The sequence below is a fragment of the Corynebacterium sp. KPL4035 genome, from assembly GCF_037908325.1.
GTDB classification, from domain to species: Bacteria; Actinomycetota; Actinomycetes; order Mycobacteriales; family Mycobacteriaceae; genus Corynebacterium; species Corynebacterium kefirresidentii.
On sequence record NZ_JBBMGF010000007.1, the window covers coordinates 129,153 to 155,370 of the forward strand.

The 26,218-nt window shown below is 57.8% G+C and carries 27 protein-coding genes; 3 read left to right on the plus strand and 24 right to left on the minus strand.

Annotated elements, in window-relative coordinates; all coding sequences use genetic code 11:
* Window positions 1-3 precede the first annotated feature (3 nt).
* Genes WMP96_RS08005 through WMP96_RS08020 form a run of 4 tightly spaced genes read right to left on the minus strand, consistent with a single transcriptional unit; the run spans window position 4 to window position 3,586 of the window.
* The gene (locus tag WMP96_RS08005; protein WP_340432773.1) at window positions 4-786 is read right to left on the minus strand and encodes an electron transfer flavoprotein subunit beta/FixA family protein; all 783 of its coding nucleotides are present in this window, start codon (window positions 784-786) and stop codon (window positions 4-6) included.
* 24 nt (window positions 787-810) lie between these two features.
* Window positions 811-1,944, minus strand: a complete 1,134-nt coding sequence (locus WMP96_RS08010) for a THUMP-like domain-containing protein (protein ID WP_239205696.1) — start codon at window positions 1,942-1,944, stop codon at window positions 811-813.
* Window positions 1,941-2,768 carry an NUDIX hydrolase gene (locus tag WMP96_RS08015; RefSeq protein ID WP_023021738.1) on the minus strand — a complete coding sequence of 276 codons (828 nt, stop codon included), beginning with the start codon at window positions 2,766-2,768 and terminating at the stop codon, window positions 1,941-1,943. The genes WMP96_RS08010 and WMP96_RS08015 overlap by 4 nt, the downstream gene beginning before the upstream one ends.
* The gene (locus WMP96_RS08020) at window positions 2,765-3,586 is read right to left on the minus strand and encodes an ABC transporter ATP-binding protein (RefSeq protein WP_340432777.1); all 822 of its coding nucleotides are present in this window, start codon (window positions 3,584-3,586) and stop codon (window positions 2,765-2,767) included. Before WMP96_RS08020 ends, WMP96_RS08015 begins: the two co-directional genes overlap by 4 nt.
* A gap of 58 nt (window positions 3,587-3,644) precedes the next feature.
* Between WMP96_RS08020 and WMP96_RS08025 the strand changes: the two genes are divergently transcribed.
* Entirely contained in the window at window positions 3,645-5,654 is a 2,010-nt protein-coding gene (locus tag WMP96_RS08025) for a maltotransferase domain-containing protein (RefSeq protein ID WP_034656479.1), read from the plus strand.
* Between the two features lie 44 nt (window positions 5,655-5,698).
* Window positions 5,699-7,816 (plus strand): 1,4-alpha-glucan branching protein GlgB, encoded by a 2,118-nt coding sequence (glgB, locus tag WMP96_RS08030; RefSeq protein ID WP_340432781.1) that lies wholly within the window; start codon window positions 5,699-5,701, stop codon window positions 7,814-7,816.
* Between the two features lie 5 nt (window positions 7,817-7,821).
* On the opposite strand, the gene WMP96_RS08035 is transcribed toward glgB, so the two are convergent.
* The 20 genes from WMP96_RS08035 to rho form a co-directional block, all read right to left on the minus strand.
* The gene (locus WMP96_RS08035) at window positions 7,822-8,214 is read right to left on the minus strand and encodes an arsenate reductase/protein-tyrosine-phosphatase family protein (RefSeq protein ID WP_023021742.1); all 393 of its coding nucleotides are present in this window, start codon (window positions 8,212-8,214) and stop codon (window positions 7,822-7,824) included.
* Between the two features lie 20 nt (window positions 8,215-8,234).
* The gene (locus WMP96_RS08040) at window positions 8,235-9,161 is read right to left on the minus strand and encodes a tetratricopeptide repeat protein (protein ID WP_301716177.1); all 927 of its coding nucleotides are present in this window, start codon (window positions 9,159-9,161) and stop codon (window positions 8,235-8,237) included.
* Complete coding sequence (locus WMP96_RS08045) at window positions 9,162-9,470, minus strand: thiamine-binding protein (protein ID WP_301716178.1); 309 nt, start codon at window positions 9,468-9,470, stop codon at window positions 9,162-9,164.
* Window positions 9,471-9,480: 10 nt separating this feature from the next.
* Window positions 9,481-9,765 (minus strand): hypothetical protein, encoded by a 285-nt coding sequence (locus tag WMP96_RS08050; RefSeq protein WP_080971253.1) that lies wholly within the window; start codon window positions 9,763-9,765, stop codon window positions 9,481-9,483.
* Complete coding sequence (gene nucS / locus WMP96_RS08055) at window positions 9,765-10,457, minus strand: endonuclease NucS (protein ID WP_023021745.1); 693 nt, start codon at window positions 10,455-10,457, stop codon at window positions 9,765-9,767. The genes WMP96_RS08050 and nucS overlap by 1 nt, the downstream gene beginning before the upstream one ends.
* Before the next feature lie 23 nt (window positions 10,458-10,480).
* Window positions 10,481-10,957 carry a DUF2550 domain-containing protein gene (locus tag WMP96_RS08060; RefSeq protein WP_301716179.1) on the minus strand — a complete coding sequence of 159 codons (477 nt, stop codon included), beginning with the start codon at window positions 10,955-10,957 and terminating at the stop codon, window positions 10,481-10,483.
* Between the two features lie 181 nt (window positions 10,958-11,138).
* Entirely contained in the window at window positions 11,139-11,507 is a 369-nt protein-coding gene (locus WMP96_RS08065) for a F0F1 ATP synthase subunit epsilon (protein WP_086588747.1), read from the minus strand.
* A gap of 10 nt (window positions 11,508-11,517) precedes the next feature.
* Window positions 11,518-12,963, minus strand: a complete 1,446-nt coding sequence (atpD, locus tag WMP96_RS08070) for a F0F1 ATP synthase subunit beta (protein WP_049361377.1) — start codon at window positions 12,961-12,963, stop codon at window positions 11,518-11,520.
* A gap of 3 nt (window positions 12,964-12,966) precedes the next feature.
* Window positions 12,967-13,956: a F0F1 ATP synthase subunit gamma gene (locus tag WMP96_RS08075; protein ID WP_023021749.1), complete on the minus strand. Its 990-nt coding sequence runs from the start codon at window positions 13,954-13,956 to the stop codon at window positions 12,967-12,969.
* A gap of 50 nt (window positions 13,957-14,006) precedes the next feature.
* Window positions 14,007-15,647, minus strand: coding sequence for a F0F1 ATP synthase subunit alpha (gene atpA / locus WMP96_RS08080; RefSeq protein WP_340432804.1), 1,641 nt, complete (start codon window positions 15,645-15,647; stop codon window positions 14,007-14,009).
* A 60-nt stretch (window positions 15,648-15,707) separates the two neighbouring features.
* On the minus strand, window positions 15,708-16,523 hold the full coding sequence (locus WMP96_RS08085) for a F0F1 ATP synthase subunit delta (RefSeq protein WP_301716181.1): 816 nt from the start codon (window positions 16,521-16,523) through the stop codon (window positions 15,708-15,710).
* Between the two features lie 6 nt (window positions 16,524-16,529).
* Window positions 16,530-17,099 carry a F0F1 ATP synthase subunit B gene (locus WMP96_RS08090; RefSeq protein WP_340432786.1) on the minus strand — a complete coding sequence of 190 codons (570 nt, stop codon included), beginning with the start codon at window positions 17,097-17,099 and terminating at the stop codon, window positions 16,530-16,532.
* Window positions 17,100-17,141: 42 nt separating this feature from the next.
* Window positions 17,142-17,381 carry an ATP synthase F0 subunit C gene (locus WMP96_RS08095; RefSeq protein ID WP_023021753.1) on the minus strand — a complete coding sequence of 80 codons (240 nt, stop codon included), beginning with the start codon at window positions 17,379-17,381 and terminating at the stop codon, window positions 17,142-17,144.
* Between the two features lie 102 nt (window positions 17,382-17,483).
* Window positions 17,484-18,284, minus strand: coding sequence for a F0F1 ATP synthase subunit A (gene atpB / locus WMP96_RS08100; RefSeq protein ID WP_023021754.1), 801 nt, complete (start codon window positions 18,282-18,284; stop codon window positions 17,484-17,486).
* Window positions 18,285-18,739: 455 nt separating this feature from the next.
* Window positions 18,740-19,165, minus strand: coding sequence for a hypothetical protein (locus WMP96_RS08105; RefSeq protein ID WP_023021755.1), 426 nt, complete (start codon window positions 19,163-19,165; stop codon window positions 18,740-18,742).
* 16 nt (window positions 19,166-19,181) lie between these two features.
* Window positions 19,182-20,357, minus strand: a complete 1,176-nt coding sequence (locus tag WMP96_RS08110) for a glycosyltransferase family 4 protein (protein WP_023021756.1) — start codon at window positions 20,355-20,357, stop codon at window positions 19,182-19,184.
* Between the two features lie 12 nt (window positions 20,358-20,369).
* The gene (locus tag WMP96_RS08115) at window positions 20,370-21,038 is read right to left on the minus strand and encodes an L-threonylcarbamoyladenylate synthase (protein ID WP_239205710.1); all 669 of its coding nucleotides are present in this window, start codon (window positions 21,036-21,038) and stop codon (window positions 20,370-20,372) included.
* A 31-nt stretch (window positions 21,039-21,069) separates the two neighbouring features.
* Window positions 21,070-21,906 carry a peptide chain release factor N(5)-glutamine methyltransferase gene (prmC, locus tag WMP96_RS08120; protein ID WP_301716183.1) on the minus strand — a complete coding sequence of 279 codons (837 nt, stop codon included), beginning with the start codon at window positions 21,904-21,906 and terminating at the stop codon, window positions 21,070-21,072.
* A 6-nt stretch (window positions 21,907-21,912) separates the two neighbouring features.
* The gene (prfA, locus tag WMP96_RS08125; RefSeq protein ID WP_301716184.1) at window positions 21,913-22,989 is read right to left on the minus strand and encodes a peptide chain release factor 1; all 1,077 of its coding nucleotides are present in this window, start codon (window positions 22,987-22,989) and stop codon (window positions 21,913-21,915) included.
* On the minus strand, window positions 22,982-24,829 hold the full coding sequence (gene rho, locus WMP96_RS08130; RefSeq protein ID WP_340432792.1) for a transcription termination factor Rho: 1,848 nt from the start codon (window positions 24,827-24,829) through the stop codon (window positions 22,982-22,984). The genes prfA and rho overlap by 8 nt, the downstream gene beginning before the upstream one ends.
* 351 nt (window positions 24,830-25,180) lie before the next feature.
* On the opposite strand from rho, the gene WMP96_RS08135 reads away from it, so the two are divergent.
* Window positions 25,181-26,218, plus strand: a 1,038-nt coding sequence (locus WMP96_RS08135; RefSeq protein ID WP_239227073.1) for an AMP-binding protein, incomplete at its 3' end; no start/stop codon positions are given.

Sequence of the window (26,218 nt, forward strand, 5' to 3'; positions counted from 1 at the left end):
CTCCTAAATCAAGTTCTTTGCGGCTAGGAAGTCAGCGATCTTCTTCGCTGCGTCTTGCGGGTTGGGCTCAGAAATAACCTCGCCAGCGGTGCGCGGTGGGCGCTTTTCGGCGGCCGAAACGGAGGTAGTGGGCGCAATTGCCTCAATTCCCAAATCAGCTAAGGAGAAAGTAGTGATTTCCGCCTTCTTAGCGGCCATCAATCCCTTGAAGTTAGGGAAGCGCGGCTTGTCGCTCTTATCGTTCACAGAAACAATTGCAGGTAGCGGCGCTTCTAGTTCCCAGGTGCCACGCGCATCATCTCGCGTGCCACGCAGCGTGCCGCCCGCCAGCTCTACCTTGTGCAGCCCGGTAAGGGCAGGCAGCTGGCGGTATTCGGCGAGCAATCCAGTAAGTAGGCCGGTCGAGGCATCGGAGGCCTCGGTGCCAGCGGTGATCAATTGGACGTCGTCAAGCTTTTTCAGCGCAGCGTTGAGAGTCCATGCGGTCGACAGCGCATCCGCTCCCGCCAGCGAATCATCGGAGACAAGCACCGCGTCATCGGCACCCATAGCCAGTGCCTTGCGCAATGCTTCGTCTGCCTGGGTCGGCCCCATGGTCAGCGCTACTACCTTATAACCCGCATCCGGGTTGTCGTCGCGCAGGCGCAGGGCTTGTTCCACGGAATACTCATTAACCTCATCAATGACGTTATCCACGGAGGTGCGATCCAGGGTGTGGTCATCTTCCAAAGACTTGGTAGACCACGTATCCGGCACGTGTTTGACCAGAGCCACGATAGTTGGCATTGGGCACTCACCTTTCCGATATATTTATGTTGCGTAATTATCCTCGGACGATGATACTCGGGGTTTGCACAGCAAGGCGATTCCTTGTGCGCCAATTCGCGTAATGATTACCGCAAAAGGCTTCTTCCCCTTGAGCTTCATCTTCTTCCGCAGCTGGTCAGGGTCCACTTCTACCCCGCGCACGAGGATTTCCAAGCTCCCCGCGTCATAGGATTTAAGTACGGATTTTAATCTCTTTAGGGGTACTTTTTCTATGAATGGAAAACCCGAGGTTCCCTCCGGAATCCTCTCCCCTGTCAGGTACGCGATGCGCTCATCGATTTGGTGCAGCCCTTCCCGTGCCGCGTAATGCCGCACCAAGCCGGAGCGCACAATGGCACCGTCCGGGTCAATGAGGTAGCTACCAATCTCTCCGGCCTCGGGCAGGTTTGTTTCTTTATCATCGAGGACGTCTAGTTTGTGTCCACGAATCATTACTGCCCTTCGGCCGGTTCCTAGGCCTGGGGTATAAAGGCAGGCTTCTTTTACTCCGCCGTCGACGCTTGCGACGGTAACAAGGCCGTTCCATTCGCTGAAATCAAGGCCGGGTGCACACTTAATGGCCAATTCCTTGCCGCGATGCTTGTCGACGACCTCTGGAAGCGGTGGCACGAGATCCTCCGGCCGGGTGATTCTTCTACCTCCGGCGCGACGGGCGGGATCTGCAAGGAGGACATCGGCAGTCGTTGTAGTGGTGAGCGCATCAGCGCGAAAGATCTTGGTCGAAGAAAGATTGTGCCTCGCCATTCTCACGCGCGACTCGTCCAAGTCTGAGCCAAAGTAGTCGAGCGGAGAATTTAGACCTTCCGTACCGATGGAGCAGGTGATGTCGTGGACGCTGCCCACCCCCTGCTCTGCAAGAAACTCCGCCCGGTATGCCGCAACCTCGACGGGGGTTGCTTGTTGGGCTGAGTCGGCGTCCATCAGCCAATCACTGGGAAGCTTGCCCGAACTACGTGCGGTCACCAGTTCCATGACTGCGCGTCCATAGTCGCCGAACTTCTCTTTCAAGACTTCGGTGTCTTTAAGCCGAGAAGCCTTGGTCAAGGCGAGATCGAGGTGAGCAATTTCCTCGTGGTGCTCAATCAAGAAGCTGACTTCTGCGGGGGTATAACTCATATGCGGTCTAAAGGGGTGGTGGAAAAGAATTCGCGGTAACGAGGGTCCTCGCGCGGATCCCCGATAACAGGGCGCAGGTCAGAAAAGGACGCATCATCGAGGACTTCTTGAACCGAGGAGTATCTGCTCAGCCTTTGCATCTGCGCCCAAGTAGGAATGACTAGGCGCACCAGCCCGGCGCGCCAGCCGTCCAAGATGAGCTGGGGAGAAAACCATCCGGCATCGTCCGCCTCGTCGGTATCCCCATCGGGTTCTTGGCCAGAAGGCAGCACCCCGACGAAAAAGAAAGTGTCGAACCAGTGGCTTTTTCCCTTTCCTACCCACCGGGCCCAGGGAAGGAGCATATCGGCGTCGACACGCATGCCGTTATTGCTGAGGAATTCGGTAAAGGAAATGGTGTGGCTCTCGAGTAGTTTTCGCTCCTTGTGATACCGCCGTGCATTGGAGACAATTCCGTCTTCGCGGATGGCAAAGAGGGTGCCGGCTTCCTCAAAGAGCTCTCGGGCAGCGGCGAATACTAGGGCGTGCGCTTTGTACTTTGTTACGCCCATCCGTCGGGCCATGGAGATGACGGATTTTCCGGCCCATAGCTCGCCCGAGTCCCAGGAACGCGGTGGAAAGTCGCGTGGGTCTACGCCGCCGCCGGGAAAGACCGAATGCCCCGGGTAATTGTGCATGGTGTGCACGCGCTCTTGTACCCATACTTCAAGACCATCGACGCCGTCCCGTAGGAGCAGGACGGTTGCCGCCAAGCGCCCACCGTTAAAGCCGGTGGTATCGCTGGCGTCAACGGCATCGATACGGTCATGAAAAGGGTTGGTCATAGAGAAGCTCGGCGGGCGAAGTATCGCTGTCCAATGCGGTCCACCTGAATGGGCTGGTGGAAGGCGCGAGTCAGGTTTTCTGAGGTGAGGACTGAATTAATCAGACCTTTTGCCACTACCTTACCCTCATCCAGCAGCATGGCGTGGGTAAATCCGTATGGGATCTCCTCCACGTGGTGGGTGATCATGATGATGGCTGGGGCATCTGGATCCATGGCTAGATCGCCGAGGAATCCCACCAGGTCTTCGCGGCCTCCCAGGTCCATTCCGGCGGAAGGCTCGTCTAGGATGAGCAGCTCTGGGTTAGTCATGAGTGCGCGGGCGAGGACGACGCGCTTCTTTTCGCCCTCTGATAATGTTCCCCAGGTGCGCTCTTTCAGGTGGGTTGCACCTACCTGGGCCAAAATCTCATCAGCGCGGGAGAAGTCCATGTCCTGATATTCCTCCCGCCAGCGGCCCAGCACTGCATAGCCTGCGGAGACGACGAGATCGTCCACGCGCTCATTTTCGGGGATTCGCGATTGCACTGCAGCGGAGGAGATGCCGATGAGCGCGCGCAGATCGCGCATATCAGTTTTGCCGATCTGCTCCCCCATCAGAAAGGCGGTGCCCTTTGAAGGGAATTCTTCGGCCGCGGCCATGCGCACTAGCGAGGTCTTACCCGCGCCATTGGGGCCAATAATGACCCAGCGCTCATCGAGTTCCACCTGCCAGTCCACAGGACCAACGAGGGTCTTGCCGCCGCGGCGCAACTCGACGCCGCGAAAATCTACGAGCCAATCTTGATCTGTAGGAGTTACGTCGTTCACGCCCTCCATTGTGACTGATTTATTCTTTGCCCGGTGAAATTGACACAGCTGCATTAGTCTTATGGGCATGACTACTCGCCTTGGTATTGACGATGTCCGCCCGCTTATCTCCGCCGGTTCTGTAGCTTCTAAAGCCGTTGTGGGCGAGGTAATTCCCGTCACCGCACTGGTCTGGCGCGAAGGCCACGACGCGGTCTCAGCCACTTTGTCTGCCTGGGCGGCGCGGTCCACGGCTACGTCCTCTGTCACCATGCAGGTAGACCCCAAAGACCAAGATCGAGTGCACGGCGTCTTTACCCCAGGTACCCAAGGCACTTGGTACTTCCGCGTCGATGCCTGGTCTGATCCCATTGCTACGTGGAAGAACGCGGTTACTAAAAAGATGGCGGCTGGGCAATCCGCTGCCGAGTTGGCCAATGACCTCCAGCATGGTGCGGATCTATTTTCTCGGGCGGCCTTGCAAACCCCCTCGGATATTGTGGCGCCCCTCTTTGCTGCTGCACGGGACTTGGAGGATGAGTCTTTGGACGTCGATAAGCGCGTGCAGGTGGCGCTCTCGGACGAGGCCGCAGACATCCTGCACTCCCATCCCCTGCGTGATCTCCTAGTAGAAGGCGCCATTCACGAGGTCTACGTGGAGCGCCCAGCCGCGCTTTATAACTCGTGGTATGAGCTCTTCCCCCGTTCCACGGGTGACTGGGACAAAGAGGGAAATCCTGTGCACGGCACCTTCGACACTACTGCCCAAGCACTAGAGCGCGTGGCCGATATGGGCTTCGATACGGTGTATTTTCCACCCATTCATCCCATTGGCAAGGTGCATCGGAAGGGAAAAAATAACTCGGTCGTTGCTGAGCCCGGTGATGTGGGAAGTCCGTGGGCCATCCAGGACCACTCCACCACCCACCCCGAATTGGGCACAATAGAAGACTTCAAGAAGCTGGTCTCTCGCGCCCAGGAACTTGGCCTGGAAGTAGCGCTTGATTTCGCGCTGCAGGCATCGCCCGATCACCCGTGGGCCACCAGCCACCCAGAATTTTTCACTGTCCTTCCAGATGGCACCATCGCCTACGCTGAGAACCCACCGAAGAAGTATCAGGATATCTATCCACTCAACTTCGATAACGCGCAGGATGCCATCTATCACGAAATCTATGAAACGCTCATGATTTGGGTCGAAGCCGGAGTGAGCACTTTCCGCGTAGATAACCCACACACCAAGCCCGCCAACTTCTGGGATTGGCTGATTACCCGCGTACACGCCACCCACCCAGACGTCATCTTCTTGGCAGAGGCCTTTACCCGCGCCCCTCGCCTTTTCGGGCTAGCAAAAGCAGGGTTTTCCCAGTCCTATACCTACTTCACTTGGCAGACCACGAAGCATGAGCTCACCCAATTTGGCCAGATGCACGTAGAGCAGGCGGATATTTGCCGGCCTAATCTTTTTGTCAATACCCCGGATATCCTGCATGAATCTTTACAAACCGGGGGGCGCGCCATGTTCGCCATACGCGCTGTCCTCGCTGCCACCATGTCTCCGCTATGGGGCGTGTACTCCGGTTTTGAGCTCTATGAGCACACCCCGGTAGCCCCAGGGTCCGAGGAATACCTCGACTCGGAGAAGTACGAACTGCGGCCACGCGACTTTGCTGCTGCGGTTGCGTCAGGAGACTCTTTAGAGTCCTATATCCGGCTGCTCAATCAGATTCGCCGCGATAACCCCGCATTGCAACAACTGCGTACCCTCCGCTTCCATGACACCGACAATGACGCCATCATTGCCTATTCCAAGGCCGATCCAGCCACCGGCAATGTGGTTCTCGTCGTGGTCAACCTGGATCCGCGCAATGCGCAAGAAGCGACCGTTACGGTAGATATGCGCGCTATCGGCCGCCATCCCGGCGAGTCCTATTCCGTCCAAGACACGATTACCGGCTCTGCCTATCACTGGTCCGAGCGCAATTTTGTGCGCTTAGAGCCGCTTCGCGACGTCGCCCATGTCTTCGTCCTTCCCCCTGCCGACCATGCCCTTCAGGAGCAGCTCACCTGGCGCGAGGTCACCGACTATCGCCCGTAAACATTTGTCCACCGGAACGCACCCAATCTAGGTACCCTGATTATATGAACATCCCGGCCGCTGACCTCGCTCGTCTCAATGACTGCCGCCACCATGACCCACACGGATTCTACGGCTGGCATGAAGGTACCGTCCGTACCCGCCAGCCTGGCGCCACCGCGGTACAACTTCATACCCCCACACAATCCTTGTCTATGAATTTGGTGGGCGACGATATCTGGGAAGCGGAAGTAGGCGAGAACTGCGACTACCGCCTCGAAATCTCCTACCCCGGCGCCCCTACCCGCACCGTGGCAGACGGATATCATTTCCTGCCCACCATCGGCTCTCTAGATCTGCACCTTATCGGCGAAGGTCGCCACGAGCGCCTTTGGGATGTCCTCGGCGCCAACCTACGCTCTTATGACACAGAGATGGGCCCCGTAAGCGGTGTGTCCTTTGCCGTATGGGCCCCCAATGCCCAAGGTGTTGCCGTCGTGGGCGATTTCTGCGGCTGGAATCCTACCCAGTACCCCATGCGTTCGCTCGGTTCTACCGGCGTATGGGAGGTCTTTGTCCCAGGCATCGGTGCTGGCGAGCACTATAAGTTCGCCATCTTTAGCCAGGAAGGCCGCCAAGACAAGGCCGACCCATTGGCCAAGCGCACCACCTGTCCGCCGGAAACGGACTCGATCGTGGATTCCACCAGCTTCGGCTGGTCTGATTCCGCGTGGATGGACAAGCGCACCGGCAACCTCGATGTCCCGATGAGCATCTATGAGGTCCACGTTGGCTCGTGGAAGGTCGGGGCGAATTATAACCGACTTCGCGAGGAGCTCATCCCTTATCTCAAGGAGCATGGTTTTACCCACGTCGAGCTCTTGCCCGTGGCCGAGCACCCCTTCGGCGGCTCTTGGGGCTACCAAGTCTCTGGCTATTACTCGCCTTCAGCGCGGTGGGGCTCGCCGGATGAGTTCCGCGCATTAGTCAATGCACTGCACGAAAACGGCATCGGGCTCATCGTGGACTGGGTGCCAGCCCACTTCCCCAAAGATGACTGGGCCTTAGGCCGCTTCGATGGTCAAGCGCTTTATGAGCACCCCGATCCCCGCCGCGGCGAGCAAGCCGACTGGGGTACCTATGTTTTTGACTTTGGCCGCAATGAGGTGCGCAATTTCCTCGTAGCCAACGCCCTGTATTGGGCTGAAGAATTCCACATTGACGGCCTGCGCGTAGACGCCGTCGCTTCCATGCTTTACCTGGACTACTCCCGCGATGAATGGCTACCCAATCAGTTTGGCGGGCGCGAGAATTTAGAAGCCGTCCAATTCCTGCAGGAAACCAACGCCACCCTCAACCGCACCCATCCTGGCGTACTCACCATCGCCGAGGAATCCACCTCCTGGCCGGGCGTTACCGCTCCTACTTCCGAGAACGGGCTGGGCTTTTCCCTGAAGTGGAATATGGGATGGATGAATGACACCCTGGAGTACTTCAAGCACGAGCCCATCCACCGCTCCTATCACCATGGCGAGCTCACCTTCTCCATGGTGTATGCCTATTCTGAGCGCTACGTGTTGCCGTTTAGCCACGACGAAGTAGTCCACGGCAAGGGTTCACTGTGGCAGCGCATGCCTGGCGACGACTGGAATAAGGCCGCCGGATTGCGCGCTTTGTATGGCTACATGTTCTCCCACCCTGGCAAGAATCTGCTCTTCATGGGCCAGGAATTTGGACAAACCACCGAGTGGTCCGAGGAGCATTCCGTGGATTGGGGCAACCTCGATGGTTGGGGCAATGAGTGGCACCGGGGCATTAAGCGCCTCGTGCGCGATATCAACCTCATTTACCGCGACACCCCAGCTTTATGGAGCCAGGATTTTAGCCAAGACGGCTTCCAATGGGTCAAGGCCGATGACTCGAACAATAACGTGCTGGGTTACGTCCGCTATGGCGCGGACGGGTCTGCCTTGCTCGCTGTGTGCAACCTGTCGGGTTCTTCCATTCCCAACTACGGCCTCTGGGTTCCACGTGATGGTGCTTGGAAAATGGTACTTAACACCGATGATGCCGTTTATGAGGGCGCTGGGAACCCGCTTCCTCAGCATATTCACGTGGCGGATAATTCCGCCACGCTTCACCTACCGGCCAACTCGGTGCAGTGGTACGTACTGGAGCAATAAAACGCCTATCGCTGCGTGCGTAGGAACTCCACCACGCGCGCTTCGATATCATCGCGAAGCGCATCCATGCGCTCTTCACCTTCCAGACCACGCAACGAGGGATCCTCGATGGCCCACCTCTGCGCTGGCCCGTCATATTCCGCATCACCTACCACGATGACGTGGTCGACAGCGGCAGCAAGGTGGGGATCCACTAGAGCAGGAGTACCAGTCATTTCTGCCCCCACCTTCGCGAGGGAAGCTTTGGCCTCTTGATTGATGCCCTGCTGGATATGTTCCGGGGTAGTTTGCACCCCAGCCGAGTAAATATCCCACTCAGGCGCATGCTTGGCGGCAAGCGCCGCAGCCATCTGCGACTTGCCGCGATTTGTATTGCACAGGAAAAGCACTGAAGTCATGCTTTCCCATCCTACCCAAGCTAGTACAGGGCACTCGCCAGCTTGGTGCGAGCTTCCATCACGCGCGGGTCATTGCCCTCAAAGAGCCCGAAGAGCTCCAGCAAGCGCTCGCGCACGCGAGCTTTCTCATCACCGGCCGTTGCCTTCATCGTCTCGATGAGGCGATCAAAGGCCTTTTCTGAGGCGCCGGCAACCACTTCGGCGTCGGCAGCACGCATCTGCTTATCGACGTCCCCCTTGTCCCCTTCCGCAGCCGCAATCGGATCCTCGGTCTGGTTGGCAGGATCAAGGCGCTTGAGCAGTACGGTTGTATCGCGGGCCTGCTTAATCTGCACGTTTTCGGGCTCAGCCTCCAAGATGGAGTTATAGACCTTAAGAGCACCATCAAAATCGCCAGCATTTAAGAAGCCCTCTGCTTCTTGGAGGCGCGGATCCTCTTCTTCCTCTTGGGTCTGGGGCTCTCCCGCATCGCTCTGTAGGCCCTTCAACTGTGGGCCAACATTCTGCACCAAGGCATCTACCCATTGTTTTAGCGCATCTAGTGGTTGTGCACCCTCGAAATTCGTCAGCGGCTGCCCAGCGCCCAGGGCCACCACAGTGGGGAGGTTCTTCACGCCAAAGGCCTGCGCAACCTGTGGGGTAGTATCTGCATCCACGTAGGCAACTAGGAAGCTGCGGTTTCCTTGCGCGGCCAACCCCTGTAGGTCGGTCTTTAGCTGCTCCGACTGCGTGGAACGGGCGGTGCCAATGAGAACAATCACCGGAACTTCCGTAGAACGGCGCACCACGTCCTGGTCGAAGTTAGCTTCCGTCACAGTGAAGAAGGGTTGGATCCCGCCAGCAGTGGTCTGCGGAGATTCCTGTGCCTTCTGCCGTGCCTCGGCCCGCGCCTTTACTTGGCTGAGGTCGAGCGCGCCTCCTACATAAGCATTATTTGCTGAAGTCATCTAGTCCTCCTTTGCAAGGCGGCGGTTAACCGCATCTACCTTGTCAGTCAGTTGATTGGTTACGCCCTCGCGGATATCAGCCTTGACCACCAAAGATGTGCGCGGGGATACCGCACGCACCGCGTCACTGGCCTTCTTAATAGTTCCAAAGACCTCGTCCCACTCGCCTTCAAGCAGGGTGAACATGGCATTGGTCTCGTTAGGAAGGCCGGATTCGCGGACTACGCGCACGGCCTCAGCGACGGCGTCAGCCATTTCTTGGGAATCATTATTAACTACTGCAGGGGCTACAGAGAATGCAACAATCATGCCCGCTAGTCTACCTACGCTCCCAGCAGTGGCGGTGCCAGTGCCGACGATCATCGCCCTGGCGGCCCACGTCGCGCGGCCACGCCACGATATGAGCCACCCCGGGAGGAATATTTTGATTACACCCTGGGCACACATAGTACTTTTGGGCACGCGCAGAACCGATATGCCGCATAACATAGGGTTCACCGTGCGTCCAGCTAGGCCCCTCGACCGTCTGCGAGCCGAGAAAAGTCGACCCATCTTTAGGCAAGGATCGAAGCTCGAGCGGTTTGCGTCTATTCCGCCGTGGCATTAGAACAATCGCAATTCGTTCGACTCAAGTCCGCGGAGTTCCTGATAGTCCAGTACGACGCACCGAATGCCTCGGTCCTCTGCTAGCGTGCGGGCCTGCGGTTTGATTTCCTGGGCCGCGAATACACCAGATACTGGGGCCAGAAGCTCATCACGGTTAAGCAACTCCAGATACCTCGTCAGCTGCTCCACGCCATCAATCCCACCACGGCGCTTCACCTCGATGGCAACATTTTTGTTGTTTTCATCTTTCGCCATAATGTCTACCGGGCCTATCGCCGTTGGGTATTCGCGGCGTACCAGCGTATAGCTATCGCCCAAGGTATCGATCTGGTCTGCCAAAAGCTCTTGCAAGTGAGCCTCCACGCCGTCTTTGACTAGGCCTGGGTCTTCACCCATGTCATAGGAGATTTCCTCATGGATCTCAGCAATTGTAATGCGCAACTGCTCGCCTTTAGGATTTTCCACCAGCCACAAAACCTCGCCGGTATCGTCACCGTCTAGGTCCTCAATGGCGGATTCTTTTAACGTGCACGGAGGGGTCATCCAATTAAGCGGCTTATACGCGCGGTCATCAGCATGCACGGATACAGAGCCGTCAGCCTTGACGATGAGTAGACGGTCTGCCATGGGAAGGTGGGCATCCAAACGGCCCACGTAATCTACGGAGCATCGGGCGATTACTAAACGCATGCCCTCTACCCTAGCGGGTAACCTTATCGCTTGGATTGACGGGTAGCGCGCTGGCGAAGTTGCCGGAAGTCGAAGCGCTGCTGACGTTTGGATGGTGCGGCCTCTACCCACGCCCCGAAGGCCATAATGCCGTGGGCATCAGATGCCAACTCATATTCCCGGCCCTTGACCCGAAAGCGAACAACCTCGGTGGCGGCAGACATAAAAGAAGCCTCGGGATCATCGAGCGAGCGGGTGCTTACTACTTCGATGTCGAGGCGGTTGATACGCAGATCGCAGCGCGGAGAAACGGAGCGGAGCTTGAAATACTCCACAAATTCGCCTTCATAACGCAGCGAACCATGGCGCCAAGAAAGGGAATTTCTAGCGGGTACTCGGCGTAGCAAGACGGCAGTGCCGCGGGCACGCACGGTAAAAAAGCGAAGCGCAGCCAGAAAAATAACCAGCAATAGGGCCACGCCAAGGGCCCACAGAAGCACTGTAACCACCGTTGAATTCATGGGCCTTCACGCCATCCTCGCTTTGTGGAGAAACTGATTCTTGAATTGTAGCGCTTGGCAGGACCTATACGCCAATAAGAAAAGGCAAAGAAAACGCAAAAAGGCGCCCCGGTTTAAACCGGGGCGCCTTTAGAGAGCAGGAAGGGCGGCTATTGCTGCCCTCTCCTATCAATCCAAGGTACTAAGCCTTGGCGCGGCGGACAGCACGCTGTGCGGCCTCGCCACGGGACTTGGCGAGCTCGTGCTCAGAAGCAAAGTCCTTCTGAGCCTTCTCCTCATCCACCTCATCGGACCAGATGGCCCAATCAGCGAGGACGGTGATCTTGTCCTGGGTAACGGAGAGGAAACCACCCTGCACGGCGGCGACGCGGCGCTCGCCGTCCACTGGGTGGATGGTCACCACGCCATTATCGATCAACTGACCGATCATTGGCTCGTGACCGGGAAGCACGCCGATCTCACCCTCGGTGGTCTCAGCCGTGACCATGGAGGCCTGTCCAGACCACAGCAGGCGCTCGACGGAAACCAATTCGGCGGTGATGTCAGCCATGTGCCTCTCCCTACTTCTCGTTCAACTTCTTGTATGCAGCCTCGACGTCGTCAAGGCCGCCCAAGCCGTTGAAAGCCTGCTCTGGGTAGTGGTCAAACTCGCCATCGCAGATGCGCTCGAAGGCGTCGATGGTCTCGGACAGCGGTACGTAGGAGCCCGGCAGGCCGGTGAACTTCTGCGCAACGAAGAAGTTCTGACCCAAGAAGCGCTCGATACGACGGGCACGCTGAACGGTGACCTTGTCTTCCTCAGACAGCTCGTCCATACCAAGGATGGCGATGATGTCCTGGAGTTCCTTGTTCTTCTGCAGAATACCGATGACGCGCTGTGCAACCTCGTAGTGCTTCTCGCCGACGATACCTGGCTCGAGAATACGAGAGGTAGAAGTCAGCGGGTTCACTGCCGGGTAAATACCCTTGGAGGCAATAGCACGGTCCAGCTCGGTGGTGGCGTCCAAGTGAGCGAACGTCGTAGCCGGAGCCGGGTCGGTGTAGTCATCGGCAGGAACGTAAACGGCCTGCAGGGACGTAATGGAACGGCCCTTGGTCGAGGTAATGCGCTCCTGCAAAACACCCATCTCATCAGCCAAGGTCGGCTGGTAGCCCACGGCGGAAGGCATACGACCCAGCAGGGTCGAAACCTCAGAGCCGGCCTGGGTGAAACGGAAGATGTTGTCAATGAACAGCAGCACGTCCTGGTTCTGCACATCGCGGAAGTACTCCGCCATGGTCAGGCCGGACAGAGCCACACGCATACGGACTCCTGGCGGCTCATCCATCTGGCCGAAGACAAGGGCGGTATCTTGCAGCACGCCCATTTCTTCCATTTCCAGGAAGAGGTCGGTGCCCTCACGGGTACGCTCGCCGACGCCGGCGAAGACGGAGGTACCGGAGAACTCGCGGGCGATACGGGTAATCATCTCCTGAATCAGAACGGTCTTACCCACACCTGCACCGCCGAACAGGCCGATCTTGCCGCCCTTGACGTACGGGGTCAGCAGGTCGATGACCTTAATGCCGGTCTCCAGAATCTCGGTCTTACCCTCGAGCTGGTCGAACGCTGGCGGCTCGCGGTGGATTCCCCACTGCTCGCCATCGCGGCCGAGACCCGGCTCATCGAGGCAATCACCGAGGGCGTTGAAGACGTGGCCCTTGACGACGTCGCCGACCGGCACGGAAATTGGCTTTCCGGAGTCGATGACCTCGGCACCGCGGACGAGGCCGTCGGTCGGTGCCATAGACACGGTACGGACAAGGTTGTCACCGAGGTGCTGAGCGACCTCGAGGGTGACGGTCTTTGCAACAGCTTCGAGCTTGATGTCGACGTGCAGTGCGTTGTACAGGGCCGGCAGTGCCTCACGTGGGAACTCCACGTCCACAACCGGACCGATGACGCGCACGACACGACCGGCGACTGCCGAAGACTGTGCATTCTGCTCTTGCAGAGCTGTAGTCATAATCTAGTCACTTTCTGCGCTGTCAGATAGCGCGCCAGCGCCACCGACGATCTCTGAAATTTCCTGGGTAATCTGTGCCTGACGGGCCTGGTTAGCCACGCGGGAGAGGTCTTCGACCATCTCGGTTGCGTTGTCAGTAGCAGACTTCATAGCTGTACGGCGTGCAGCGGACTCGGAGGCAGAAGCCTCCAAGAACATAGCAAACAGGATACGCGAGACGTACTGCGGAAGCAGAGCTTCCATCAGCGTATCTGCGTCCGGCTCGAATTCGAATCCGGCGGCAACATCCTCCGCAGATTCGGCGTCGGACAGAGCGGAGTCACCGAGGTGGTACTCCTCATCCTGAATAACCGGCTCAACTGGCAACAGCTGCTGTGCGCGCGCAGTCTGGGTCAACATGGACTCAAACTCGGTGTAGACAACGTGTACCTGGTCAAAGCCACGTACACCTACGCCCTCACCCTGCGCATGCAGGCCGTCGCGGCCCTTGGTAGTGCCGTTGGAACCAGCAATAAAGCCATCAATCAGGTGACGGCGCACATCGTGGGTGGCCTCCCAGGTTGGGTCCTGAGAGAAACCGCCCCAGCTGCCAACTACCTCGTCCTCGCGGAACTTGTAGTGGCCGATGCCCTTGTTGCCGGTAACGTACCGAACTACCTCGTAGCCCTTGCTTTCCAGGAGAGCTTGCAGCTGTGCGGCCTTCTTGAAGACGTTGTTGTTGTAGCCGCCACACATACCGCGGTCAGAAGTGACCACGAGAATGGCTGCGACGTTTCCGTCTTCGCGCTCACGCAGCATGTCATGCTCCAACGTAGAGGCGGAAGCCAGCTTATTCATGATGCTGGTCATCTCAGTCGCATAAGGCTGAGATGCTTCTACCCTGGCCTGCGCCTTGGTAATGCGCGAGGTAGCAATAAGCTCCTGGGCCTTGGTGATCTTCTTAGTCGAATTAACGGACCGGATGCGGTCACGTAGTTCGCGAAGATTAGCCATCGTTTCTCCTCCCTTCTTTAATCTAGACGGTTAGTTATGAGTTCTGAACTCTACTTAGCCGTCTTGCGGGAGACGTTGAGCTCGGTGTTCTTTACGTCGCTTTCATCCAAAGGCTCTACCGGTGCCTCAGAGCCCAAGTTATGGCCTTCGGAGGTACGGAAGGTCGGCTGGAAATCCTTAGCTGCCGCAACCAATGCGTCCTTGGACTCATCGGTTAGCGGCTTGCCGCCGGAAATCTGCTCAAAGACCTCTGGGGTGTTGGCGTTGAGGTATTCGTGTACCTCGCCCTCGAAGCGGCGGACGTCTTCAACGGGAACGACGTCGAAGATGCCAGCCTCGGCGAGGTAGATGGATACCATCTGGTACTCCACCGGCTGCGGGGAGGACTCGGACTGCTTCAGCAGCTCAACCAGACGGGAACCGCGCTCCAGCTGAGCCTTGGAGGCAGCATCCAGGTCAGATGCGAATGCCGCGAAGGCCTGCAGATCACGGTAGGAGGCCAGGTCCAGACGCAGGTTACCGGCAACCTTCTTCATGCCCTTGGTCTGTGCAGCGCCACCGACACGGGAGACGGAAACACCGACGTTAATAGCCGGACGAACACCCTGGTTGAACAGGTCGGACTCCAGGAAGACCTGGCCGTCAGTAATAGAAATGACGTTGGTCGGAATGAAGGCGCCGACGTCGTTTGCCTTGGTCTCGATGATCGGCAGTGCGGTCATGGAGCCAGCACCCATGTCGTCGGAAAGCTTGGCAGCACGCTCCAGCAGGCGGGAGTGCAGGTAGAACACATCGCCCGGGTATGCCTCGCGTCCCGGCGGACGGCGCAGCAGCAAGGAAATGGCACGGTAGGCCTCAGCCTGCTTGGTCAGATCATCGTAGATAACCAGGACGTGGTTGCCCTGGTACATCCAGTGCTGGCCCAGCGCTGCACCGGAGAACGGTGCCAACCACTTGAAGCCGGCGGAATCGGAAGCCGGTGCGGCCACGATGGTGGTGTAATCGAGTGCGCCGTGCTCCTCAAGGGTGCGGCGCACACCAGCGATGGTCGAGCCCTTCTGGCCAATTGCGACGTAGATGCAGCGTACCTGCCTATCCTTGTCGCCGGACTCCCAGTTAGCCTTCTGGTTCAAAATGGTATCGATGCACACCGCGGTCTTACCGGTCTTACGGTCACCGATGACCAGCTGACGCTGGCCACGGCCGATCGGGGTCATTGCGTCGATAGCCTTGATGCCGGTCTGCATTGGCTCTTCAACCGGCTGGCGCTGCAGCACGGACGGTGCCTGCAGCTCGAGGACGCGCTCCTCTTCAGCGTTGATTGGGCCCATGCCGTCAATCGGCTGACCCAAAGGGTTAATTACGCGGCCGAGGAATTCCTCGCCCACTGGGATGGAGAGAACCTCGCCGGTCCTCTTAACCTCGTCGCCCTCCTTGAGGGACTCGAAGTTGCCCAGGACCACGACACCGATGGAGTTAGTGTCAAGGTTCTGTGCGACGCCAATCACGCCGCCTGGGAACTCGAGCAGCTCATTCGCCATAACGGACGGCAGGCCAGAAACCTGCGCAATACCGTCAGCTGCCGAAATGACCACGCCGACCTCCTCACGGGAGGCCTCCGCGGAGTAGCTCGAGGTGTAGTTCGCAATCGCACTACGGATCTCGTCGGAGGAGATCGTCAGCTCCGCCATGTTCTTCCTGCTCTCGGTAGTATCTTCCAGCACTTACTTAAATCGTTTCTGTCGTTTCGGCTACGCCATCTGGGCACGCAGGCGAGCAATCTTGCCTGCCGTAGAACCGTCAATGACTTCATCGCCGACGCGGATGCGCATGCCACCGAGGAGGCTGGTGTCAACCTCAGAGTGAATGGACATCGCACGACCATAAATTTTGCCCAGCTTCTCAGCGAGTACTGCTTGCTGGCCTTCGTTTAGTTCACCCGCTGCGGTAACACGCGCAATGGTGCGGTCCTGCAGGTCTGCTGCAGAATCAGCCAAAGCGGTCACATCATCGATCGGGTTCTGCTCTGGGCGGGAGATGGCCTGAAGCACCAGTGCCTCAGTAAACATCGTGACCTTGCCATAGAGCACGTTTGCCAGCAATCCGCGCTTGCGGGCGGAATCAGCAGTTCGGTCGGAAAGCAGCTGGGTGAGCTCGCCCTCGCGGTCAAGGATCTGGGAAAGGCGGAAGAGTTCGTCTTCTACCTGGCCCAGCTGGCCCTGCGCCTCAGCGCCACGCAGCAGTGCGCGGCGGCCCAAGGAAACCAATCCCTTGACAAAGTCCTTCGGAGTGGACCACTGTACGGCCGCAGCTTCCTGAATGATGCGCAGCGCACCACCAGAAATCTTGGAGCCAAAAAGGTTCTCCGCTAGGGACTTACGTGCCTCGCTCGGGGCGGCGATATCGGTGAATGCAACGCGCAGTTCGCGGTCATCATCCAAGACATCGACAACCTCAAAGATGTCCAAGCCCGCCTGTGCGGCGGTGGCGACGTTATTCTCGCCAGCAAGGATTTCATCCAAGCGAGATTGCGAGGTTGCGAGTGCTTCGCGGCTAGCTGCCTTCATAGTTGCCTACTTTCCGGCCGGTGCCACAGAGTCGAGCTCGGACAAGAAGCCATCAATGGTGGAGGACTTCTTATAGGCGTCGGAAAGCTCGCCGCCCAGAATCTTCTCCGCCAGGTTGATGGAGTTCTGGCCCATTTCGGAACGCAGCTCAGTAACAACCTGCGAACGGGAAGCCTCCAGCTGCTTCTCGCCATTGGCGACGATGCGGCGGGACTCTTCTTCCGCGTTGGTCTTGGCCTCGGCCTCGATCTGCTTGCCGCGCTCGCGCGCCTGCTCGCGGATCTCGGCTGCCTCTGCACGGGCATCAGCCAGCTGAGCATTGTACTTTTCCAGAGCAGCCTTGGCCTCGGCCTGCTGAGCCTTGGCACGCTTCAAGCCGCCCTCGATCCGGTCTTCACGCTCTGCCAACATCTTGCTGTACATAGGAATTACAAACTTCCAGAACAGCAACAGAATTACGATGAAGCACAGCAAAGACCAGAAAATGTCATAGTTCTTGGGCAGAAGAACAGAGAAACTACCCGAACCTGGGTTATCTCCGCCCTCTGCTGCAAGCAAGTAAACGACGTTATTCATTGGTCTCCCGTCTTAAAAGATTCGGTGTGAAAACTCGAGCTCTTAGAACAGGAAGCCGGCAACGAGACCGATAAGTGCCAAGGCCTCAGTAAAGGCGATACCCAGGAACATGGTGGTACGCAGCTGACCAGCCATTTCTGGCTGACGGGCCATAGCTTCAACGGTCTTGCCGGCAACGATACCGATACCGATGCCTGGACCGATAGCCGCCAGGCCATAACCAATGGTGCCCAGTCCTTCAAACTTCGAAGCGGCATCCGCTGCCAGAATGATTTCGTTCATGGTGAAAGTCGTTCCCTTTCGTAGAATTTCAGTCTGTCTCAAGACTGAATGTCGATGGTTTAAATTAGGTGGTTTACTCGGTCGCGCTCGTCGACCTCGTCCTTAGTGCGAATCAGCGTGCAAGGACAGCTCAATGTACACCGCCGTCAAAAGAGCGAAGATGTACGCCTGTAGGAAGATAACCAGAATCTCGAACAGGCTCATAGCCAAGCCCAGAATAATGGTTAATCCAGACAGTGCGGTCCAACCATTCAGCTGCCAGAAGAAGAAGTTCGTAGCAGAGAAGAGAAGAACCAGAATGATGTGTCCAGCAAGGAAGTTCGCCATGAGACGAATAGCAAGGGTAACCGGCCGCAAGATGAACGTAGAGAAAAACTCAATCGGTACCACCAAAAGATGCAATAGCGGTGGCAAGTTCGGAATCACTACCGAGGAGCGAATGAACTTACCAAGGCCATACCTCTTGGCACCCGCGTAAATCATCACAATGTACGAAACCGCGGCCAAGACAATTGGCATACCAATACGTCCGTTCGGCGAGACATTAAGCCCCGGAATTACGGTCGCAACGTTCATGAATAGAACCGCGAAGAAGATGCTAGCGATAATTGGCAGAAATCGCTTTCCCTCCTTCTTACCCAAAATGTCCTCAGCGATATGAATACGGACAAAGTCGACCGCATTCTCGCCCACATTCTGAATGCCAGAAGGAACCAACTTAGGGTTCTTAAAGGCGGCCCAGAAAAGGATCACCACAATTAGCGTCATCAAGATTCGAATCAGCATCAGGCGATCAAGCGCGAACCATCCGCCGGCGAAGTCACCGAAAAAAAGATGGTCGGCATCAATTTGCCCCGGGAAGAATTCTTCACCTAGATCGGGCGTGTGGAAGTGCCCTTTCATAGCCAATGTTGTAACGCTCAGCGTTCTCTCCCGTGTTCGGGCCACACAGCTTGTAAAAGCTTTTGTGGTGCGATGGACGTCTCAAACTTTCTGTCCTGTTCACGGACTCCGTCGCACATCAGCATGAACAAGACAGGGATTTACCATTACCGGAAGAGAGCACGTGCCTACTTCCACGGTAACCCGAAGTGAATCGTATCAGCTGGATCCTGAGTTTTCGCACGTGGGGGCCCCATAGAAGCTACTCTTCAATTCCAAAGTAAGTAATTGAGCTATAAACCTGCGATTTGCTGGCCAAACTCATAAGCGTGGAATTCATCACACCACATCTCCCCCGCCCCTCGTCGGGGGTATAAATCTCTCATAACCGCAAGTAACAGATGAAATAGAGCTGCTCGGTATCCCCCATGATGCTGAGCTGCCCCAAGCTTTTGGCAGCATTCTTTGAACGCAGATTAAGCCACGTACGTCACTTTAGAAGTAACTATCCCCCAGACTTCGGTTCCGAGGGTTACAACAAGAGCTGCAACTACGCTAAGAAACAAGGCCCACGTGTCATAGAAATCCATTTCCCTAATTACTGCCAAAACCCCCAAGAGCAAAACTAGCTTAAGCAGCCACCCACCGAGCACCACTGCAATTGTTGTCGAGGGGGTTGACTTGGCTGTAAATAGGACTGAAAGAGCCGTGCACAATACGAATCCTCCGCCTAGAGCTGCACCAATTAAGACGCCCCAAATTCCGGGAAGGCCTTTCAATCCCCCCCAAATGGCAAGTGATACCAACATAATGACAAGCAACGCTTTGACACCTAGCTGCACGGCGCGTTTGAGGGGCAGACGCGGATCATCAAAATCAGAGTTTACTTTAGGATCATTCACGGAGACCGAGCCTACCTCACGAGGGCTCGGTTTCCGCCACCACGACGGTCTCTCGAGCAGCAGGGCCAATCTTTCCTTGCCGCAAGGGCACGAGAGTAGCTGCAAACGCGAGAAGAAGGGCCACAATAGTCACGCCAATGGCCTCCGGCGCGGGAACGATGGAAAAGGACACCGCACCAAATGCCACTGCGGAAACCCACAAGTAGAGCACTAGCACGGTACGCCTATGAGTATGCCCAAGCTTGAGGAGGCGGTGATGAATGTGCGCCTTGTCCGCAGAAAACGGTGAACGGCCGTGCGATAGGCGGCGAATAACAGCCCAGACAAGGTCGAGGACTGGAATAAATACCGCTGCGGCGACCACGATAATGGGTGACATCAACGCGACAATATCCACCGTGCCATACAGAGACATGTTGATCTTGCCGGACGCAGAAGTTGAGGCCGCAGCGAGCAAGAGGCCGATAAGCATGGAGCCGGAGTCGCCCATAAAAATGCGGGAAGGTTCGAAGTTATGGGGTAAGAAGCCGGCGCACATTCCCACCAGTGCGGCACTAATAATGGCTGGCGGATAGGCCGATACAGCGCCGCCCTGGTCATGGAGGACGGTCAAGGAAAAGACTAAAATTGCCCCTCCTGCAATCATTCCAAGGCCTGCTGCCAGGCCGTCAAGCCCGTCTACAAAGTTGATGGCATTGATAAGCAAGACGGTAAAGAATGCGGTGAGCAGGGTGCTTTGCAATTGGTCCAGCACAACGGTGGTGCCGCCGCCAAACGGAATGAAAAGTAGTGTCCAGGTAAGGCCCAACCCACTCATGAGCGTGGCAGCGAAAAGCTGGCCAAAAAGCTTCACGACGGCGCTGAGTTCTACTAGGTCATCGACCACGCCAACAAGCACCAGCGCCAAGGCCGCCCATAGCACCGCATTCATTTCCGGAGTGACGGGCATAAAGCCGCGAGTCAAGGCTGGAAGCTGGGCTGCGAGGAATATTGCCGCCGCAAAGCCGGTAAACATGGCCACGCCGCCCATACGGGGTGTGGGCTGCGTGTGAGCGTCGCGCAGGCGAATTTCCGCCACCCGGCCGGTGCGCACTAAAAAGGAGCGCACCACACCGGTGGTCAGATACGTAAATGCTGCTGCGACGAGGATGACAAGGGCCAACTCGCGCAGCGGGACACCACTGCCGCTCACGCGAATACCTCCTTAAGCCTGGGGGCGGGTGCGCAGGGTTTGGGCATCGAGGCCGATGACCTTGCCGATTTCCTCGGCCGTGAGCGCGCCTTCACGGAGTAGATACGGGCGCTCACCGGAGAGATCGATGATGGTGGAAGGCTTACCGACGGCCGTCTCTCCCCCATCCAAATAAACCGTCACGGCTTTACCCAGCTGTTGCTTAGCCATAAGCGCGGTGGTTGGTGGCTGGTGGCCAGAGATATTGGCGGAAGACACAGCCATCGGACCAACCTCGCGCAAAAGCTCAATTGCAATGGGGTGCAGCGGCATGCGCAGCATTACCGTGCCGCGGGTATCACCGAGGTTCCACGGCAAGGATGGTGCCTGAGGAACAACGATAGACAGGCCACCCGGCCAGAAGGCCTCGACCAAATCACGCGCAGTATCGGTATAGGAAGCCACGAGACCGCGAACGGTATCCCAGGAACCAACCAAAACCGGTACCGGCATATCCGGACCGCGCTGCTTGGTAGCCAATAGATTGGCTACGGCATCATTATCAAAGGCATCGCAGCCAAGGCCATACAGCGTATCGGTGGGCATGACCACAAGGCGACCGGATTGTGCAGCCTTGACCGCAATGTTCAGGCCCTCTTCGCGCTCGGCCTCATCGGCACAGTTAAAAATCTTTCCTTGCATAGTCTTTCCTCTTCTTGCCCTAAGTGGTGTCTTAGTCTACCGCGCGCACCGCAGTGACAAAGCGGGGCGTTCCCGTCATGTCCTGCAACGGCGAGATTTTTTCAAAGCCGCCGTGGCGGGTCAATGCGGCTTGTACGGCTTCGCTTGTGGAGTCATCGTGCTCGATGGCCACCTTGCCGCCCGGGCGCAAAAGGCGGGCGAACGTCGGGATGAGGCCGGTGATGACGCCCATCCCATCCGCACCGGCAAAGACCGCGTCGTGTGGATCATGGTAGACCTCCGGATCGAGGTCCGTCGTCTCCGGTACATACGGCGGGTTGGTCACGATAAGGTCCACGGTCCCGTTCCACTCCGCCAAGGTAGTGGCATCCGTAGCATCGGCCTGAATGACCTCTACCCCGCTGCCGCGGGTATTGGCAGTGGTGTAGGCCAAGGCGGCGTCGGCAAGCTCAACTGCCCGCACCTGCGCCTCAGGTAAGTAGTGGTGCAGATATAGTGCCAACGCCCCTGTGCCAGTGCACAAGTCCACCAGCCGCGGGCCGTCCGCATTGCGCACCGCCCAGTCCGCCATCACCTCGGTTTCCGGCCGCGGGATAAATACGCCAGGGCCCACTTTGAGCTCCAGCGGACCGAACCAGGCGCTGCCTAGCACGTACTGTAGGGGCTCGCGGGACTCACGGCGACGTAGCAGCGCATCATAGGCCATATCGAAACCGGGCATAGGGGCTTGGTCCAGCGGGATGTCCATGTGGCCGCAATGAATAAGGTGCGCGGCAATGATGCGCGCATCCCACTCGGGGCTTGGTACCCCGGCAGCACGAAGGCGCTGCACCCCATGGCGCAGCGCCTGTCCATACGTGTTATCCACGCCCGTTTAGCCCTCGGCCTCGAGACGCTCAGCACGCTCCTGGTCCTGCAAGGCCTTAATAAGGTCATGCATATCGCCGTTCAAAACAGAGTCCAGGTTATTGGCCTTGTAGCCAATGCGGTGATCCGTGATGCGGTTCTCCGGCCAGTTATAGGTGCGGATGCGCTCGGAGCGGTCCATGGTGCGTACCTGGGAGGCGCGCTGCTCGCCGGCCTCAGCCTCGCGAGCTTCACGCTCCATCTGGTCCAAGCGGGCCTGCAAGACCTGCAGTGCACGCGCCTTGTTCTGAATCTGGGAACGTTCCTTCTGACAGGTAACGATAAGCCCAGTTGGCAGGTGGGTAATGCGCACCGCGGAGTCGGTGGTATTCACGCCCTGGCCGCCCTTACCAGAAGAACGGTAGACGTCGACGCGAATATCCTTGTCATCAATATTGACGGACTCCACCTCTTCTGGCTCTGGGTACACCAGCACACCCGCGGCAGAGGTCTGAATACGGCCCTGGGACTCGGTGACCGGGACACGTTGCACACGGTGCACGCCGCCCTCGAACTTGAAGACGGACCAGGCGCCATCGCGCGAGGGAGACTTGGAACGGAAGGAAATGGTCATATCCTTCACGCCTCCCAGATCCGACTCATTGAGGCCTAGGACCTCCCAGTTAAAGCCGGTCTTATCCGCATAGCGCTCGTACATCCGGGCCAAGTCACCGGCGAAGAGGGCCGCCTCCTCGCCGCCCGCGCCGGCCTTGATCTCCATAATGATGTCCTCGGAGTCCTGATCATCGCGCGGTGCGAGCAGATCAGCGAGCTTTTCTTCCAAGCTCTCCACGGACTTTTCCAGGCGGTCCGCTTCTTCTTGGAAGTCATGGTCCTCGTAGGCCATCTCCTTGGCGTCCGCGAGATCCTCGCGGGCCTGGGTTAATTCATCATTAACCATGATGATGGGGCGCAGTTCCGCATAGCGCTTGGAGAGCTTGCGGAATTGCTTCTGGTCGCCGGCCACCTCCGGATCGCCCATCTGCATCTCAATGCCCTGGTATTCGGACACAATGTCATCAACGAGGGAAACCTGATTAGACATAATCTTCTTCATCCTTATCCGCAGCCATCGGGGCCGAGGAGGCCACCTGCATCAAGAACTCGCCATTGGAGCGGGTCTTCTTTAGCTGCTTAATGAGCAGGTCAATGGCCTGGTGGGAATCCAGGGCAGAAAGGATGCGACGCAGCTTGGTCATGATGCGCGCCTCCTCTGGTACGAGCAGCAATTCATCCTTACGGGTGCCGGACGGGTTAACGTCCACGGCCGGGAATACACGGCGCTCGGAAATGCCACGGTCCAATTTCAGCTCGGCATTGCCGGTGCCCTTGAATTCCTCGAAGATGACGGTATCGCCGGTAGAACCGGTCTCCACCATGGCGGTGGCGATGATTGTCAGCGAGCCGCCCTCTTCGATATTGCGGGCGGCGCCGAGGAAGCGCTTTGGCGGGTAGAGCGCGTTGGAGTCCACACCGCCAGAGAGGATGCGGCCGGATGCCGGGGAGGAATTATTGTACGCGCGGCCCAGGCGGGTAATGGAGTCGAGCAAAACAACGACGTCCTTGCCCTGCTCCACCAGGCGCTTGGCACGCTCGATAGCCAGCTCGGCTACGGAGGTGTGCTCTGATGGCGGGCGATCAAAGGTGGAAGCAATAACCTCACCGTTGACGGAACGCTGCATATCCGTAACTTCCTCAGGGCGCTCATCTACGAGGACAACCATGAGGTAGCACTCCGGGTTATTGGTAGAAATCGCATTGGCGATATTCTGCAAAATCGTCGTCTTACCGGCCTTTGGCGGGGAGACGATAAGCGCGCGCTGGCCCTTACCAATGGGCATGATGAGGTCAATCACGCGGGTGGTGAGGATCTTCGGGTCCGTTTCCAAACGCAGGCGCTTATTCGGATACAGCGGGGTCAGCTTATTAAAGTGCGGACGCTGCTTTGCGTTTTCCGGATCGATGCCATTGACGGTATCGACCTGAACCAGCTGGTTGTACTTGCGGCGGTTACGACCGTTGCCATGCGTATGCGTCGGGCCGGAGACCTTAACCTGGCCGGTAATGGCGTCGCCGGAGCGCAGGCCCAGGCGGCGGACAATGCCGTTGTTGACAAAGACGTCGGAAGCCGCGGCGCGGTAACCGGTGGTGCGCAGGAAGGCGACATTATTGTCTACCACGTCCAAAATGCCACCGACGGCCTGCAGCTCATCGCCCTCGCGGACCTGCAAATCGTTGCCGCCGTTATTGTCATTATTGTTTCCGCGGCCACGGCGGTTGCGGCGATTGCGGCGCCCACGACGGTTGCCGCGCTCGTGATTATTGTTGTCATCGTGGCGATTGCCGCGCTGCTTATTATCGCCGCGGTCATTCTTATCGCCCTGATTATCGGAGCCATCCTGGGAGTTATTCTCGCGGTTGTCTTTATTGCCACCCTGCTCCTCGTTGTGGCTGCGTTCCTCGCGCTCTTGACGTTCCTGCCGCTCCTGGCGTTCTTGCCGGCGGGCGCGGTTGCGGCGAGCGCGGCGTGCCTGAGAACGCGACTCATAGCGCTGCTCCTCACCAGAGTTCTGCTGGCGGTTATCCCGCTTCTCGCCGGATTCTTCCTGCTTTTCCGCCTTCTGCGGCGCCTCGTCCTGCGCCTGTGCGCGTGGCTTTTCTGGTTTATTAGACTTCTCTGCCTTTTCCGTCTTTTCTACCCGAGCGGCCTTTTCCACCTTGGCCTTGGCCTTTGGCGGAACTTGACCAGTCTTGATGGCGGTGATGAGATCCCCCTTGCGCAGGGCAGAGACACCACGTAGACCGCGCTCTGCGGCCATTTTGCGCAATTCCGGCAGCTTCAGGGATGCAAGATCCTGTGCTGCGGTGTTGTCCGTTTCGCTCACGGATATCCTTTCGTTGCTTGACCAGGTCCGATGATGCGGGAGCCGCCGTAGCCTAGGCTCACGGCGTTGCACTGGAAGCCAATGTGTATTTTTCTAGGACTTCTCGCCCTCGTGCCAAGGCGCATGCGCGTCCTGCCGGGCAATAAGTATGAGGCCTCTTCCATGTTCTCAAGGAGAATTCGCACAGCGGGTGCACGAACCGGAAGAAATCAAGAAACGACTGCGGGCAAAACTTCTCTGGGCCCGAATCCATAGGAAAGGGGAGCTAAAAATTCCGGTTTCCTACCAGTCGCGAATAAGTATAACGCATAGACCGCAACGCCCGCACCATGACACCGCTACAGTAGAGGCATGCTTTCCACAATGATGGATATCCCCCTCTCCCTGACCCGCATTTTGGAATACGGCGCCTCGGTGCACGGCAGCACCACGGTGACAACCTGGCACGGTGAGGGCACCGGCTCCGAATTTGATCCGGCCGAAGAAGTTACCTTCCGCGATATCGCCGCTCGCGCAGCCGCCTTCGCCCACGCTATTCATGATGATTTGGGCATTACCGGCGATGAGCGCGTGGGTAGTTTTATGTGGAATTGCGCCGAACACCTCGAGGTCATGTTTGGCACTGCCTGCAAGGGCGCGATTTTTGCGCCGCTCAATAAGCAACTGATGAATGACCAGATTCGCCATATTATTAATCACGCGGAAATATCTGCCATCGTGTGCGATCCCCGGCTGGCGCAGCAACTAGGAAAGGTGCTTGTGGGTACGGACTCCGTGAAAAGCGTCATCATAACCGGCGCACAGCCGGCGCAGCAGTTTGCCCACCTCTTCCCTCGCGGGATCGAAGTGTATTCCTATGAAGCTTTAATTGATGGCCGCTCCACCGTCTATGACTGGCCGGAGCTCGATGAGCGCACGGCCGCGGCGCTCTGTTATTCCACGGGTACCACGGGTGCCCCCAAGGGTGTGCTGTATTCGCACCGTTCGCTGTATCTGGAGGCCATGCAGCTGCGCTCCTCGGACTCGCTGTGCATCACCCACGGTGAGACTTTCCTGTGCTGCATCCCCATCTGTCACGTGCTGAGCTGGGGCGTTCCCTTTACCTGCTTCATGACGGGCACCCCGCTCGTGCTTCCCGACGCCGACGTCTCCGCCCCCACCCTTGCCAAGGCCATCGCCGCTACTTCTCCGCGCGTGGCCCACGGCGTTCCCACCATCTGGATCCAGCTCTTTGTCCACTACATGCACCATCCGCCAGAGCGTATGACCCTCACGGAGATCTATGCCGGCGGCTCCCCCGTTCCCCCGACGCTTATCAAGATGTGGGAGGAACGCTACGGCGTCGACGTTGTTCACGTGTGGGGCATGGTGGAAACCTCCACCGTCGGC

What these genes read in the sequence shown, in the direction of transcription:
- WMP96_RS08005 (WP_340432773.1), bottom strand. Translation starts at nt 786, where the DNA reads ATGCCAACTATCGTGGCTCTGGTCAAACACGTGCCGGATACGTGGTCT.
- WMP96_RS08010 (WP_239205696.1), bottom strand. Translation starts at nt 1,944, where the DNA reads ATGAGTTATACCCCCGCAGAAGTCAGCTTCTTGATTGAGCACCACGAG.
- WMP96_RS08015 (WP_023021738.1), bottom strand. Translation starts at nt 2,768, where the DNA reads ATGACCAACCCTTTTCATGACCGTATCGATGCCGTTGACGCCAGCGAT.
- WMP96_RS08020 (WP_340432777.1), bottom strand. Translation starts at nt 3,586, where the DNA reads ATGGAGGGCGTGAACGACGTAACTCCTACAGATCAAGATTGGCTCGTA.
- WMP96_RS08025 (WP_034656479.1), top strand. Translation starts at nt 3,645, where the DNA reads ATGACTACTCGCCTTGGTATTGACGATGTCCGCCCGCTTATCTCCGCC.
- glgB (WP_340432781.1), top strand. Translation starts at nt 5,699, where the DNA reads ATGAACATCCCGGCCGCTGACCTCGCTCGTCTCAATGACTGCCGCCAC.
- WMP96_RS08035 (WP_023021742.1), bottom strand. Translation starts at nt 8,214, where the DNA reads ATGACTTCAGTGCTTTTCCTGTGCAATACAAATCGCGGCAAGTCGCAG.
- WMP96_RS08040 (WP_301716177.1), bottom strand. Translation starts at nt 9,161, where the DNA reads ATGACTTCAGCAAATAATGCTTATGTAGGAGGCGCGCTCGACCTCAGC.
- WMP96_RS08045 (WP_301716178.1), bottom strand. Translation starts at nt 9,470, where the DNA reads ATGATTGTTGCATTCTCTGTAGCCCCTGCAGTAGTTAATAATGATTCC.
- WMP96_RS08050 (WP_080971253.1), bottom strand. Translation starts at nt 9,765, where the DNA reads ATGCCACGGCGGAATAGACGCAAACCGCTCGAGCTTCGATCCTTGCCT.
- nucS (WP_023021745.1), bottom strand. Translation starts at nt 10,457, where the DNA reads ATGCGTTTAGTAATCGCCCGATGCTCCGTAGATTACGTGGGCCGTTTG.
- WMP96_RS08060 (WP_301716179.1), bottom strand. Translation starts at nt 10,957, where the DNA reads ATGAATTCAACGGTGGTTACAGTGCTTCTGTGGGCCCTTGGCGTGGCC.
- WMP96_RS08065 (WP_086588747.1), bottom strand. Translation starts at nt 11,507, where the DNA reads ATGGCTGACATCACCGCCGAATTGGTTTCCGTCGAGCGCCTGCTGTGG.
- atpD (WP_049361377.1), bottom strand. Translation starts at nt 12,963, where the DNA reads ATGACTACAGCTCTGCAAGAGCAGAATGCACAGTCTTCGGCAGTCGCC.
- WMP96_RS08075 (WP_023021749.1), bottom strand. Translation starts at nt 13,956, where the DNA reads ATGGCTAATCTTCGCGAACTACGTGACCGCATCCGGTCCGTTAATTCG.
- atpA (WP_340432804.1), bottom strand. Translation starts at nt 15,647, where the DNA reads ATGGCGGAGCTGACGATCTCCTCCGACGAGATCCGTAGTGCGATTGCG.
- WMP96_RS08085 (WP_301716181.1), bottom strand. Translation starts at nt 16,523, where the DNA reads ATGAAGGCAGCTAGCCGCGAAGCACTCGCAACCTCGCAATCTCGCTTG.
- WMP96_RS08090 (WP_340432786.1), bottom strand. Translation starts at nt 17,099, where the DNA reads ATGAATAACGTCGTTTACTTGCTTGCAGCAGAGGGCGGAGATAACCCA.
- WMP96_RS08095 (WP_023021753.1), bottom strand. Translation starts at nt 17,381, where the DNA reads ATGAACGAAATCATTCTGGCAGCGGATGCCGCTTCGAAGTTTGAAGGA.
- atpB (WP_023021754.1), bottom strand. Translation starts at nt 18,284, where the DNA reads ATGAAAGGGCACTTCCACACGCCCGATCTAGGTGAAGAATTCTTCCCG.
- WMP96_RS08115 (WP_239205710.1), bottom strand. Translation starts at nt 21,038, where the DNA reads ATGCAAGGAAAGATTTTTAACTGTGCCGATGAGGCCGAGCGCGAAGAG.
- prfA (WP_301716184.1), bottom strand. Translation starts at nt 22,989, where the DNA reads ATGTCTAATCAGGTTTCCCTCGTTGATGACATTGTGTCCGAATACCAG.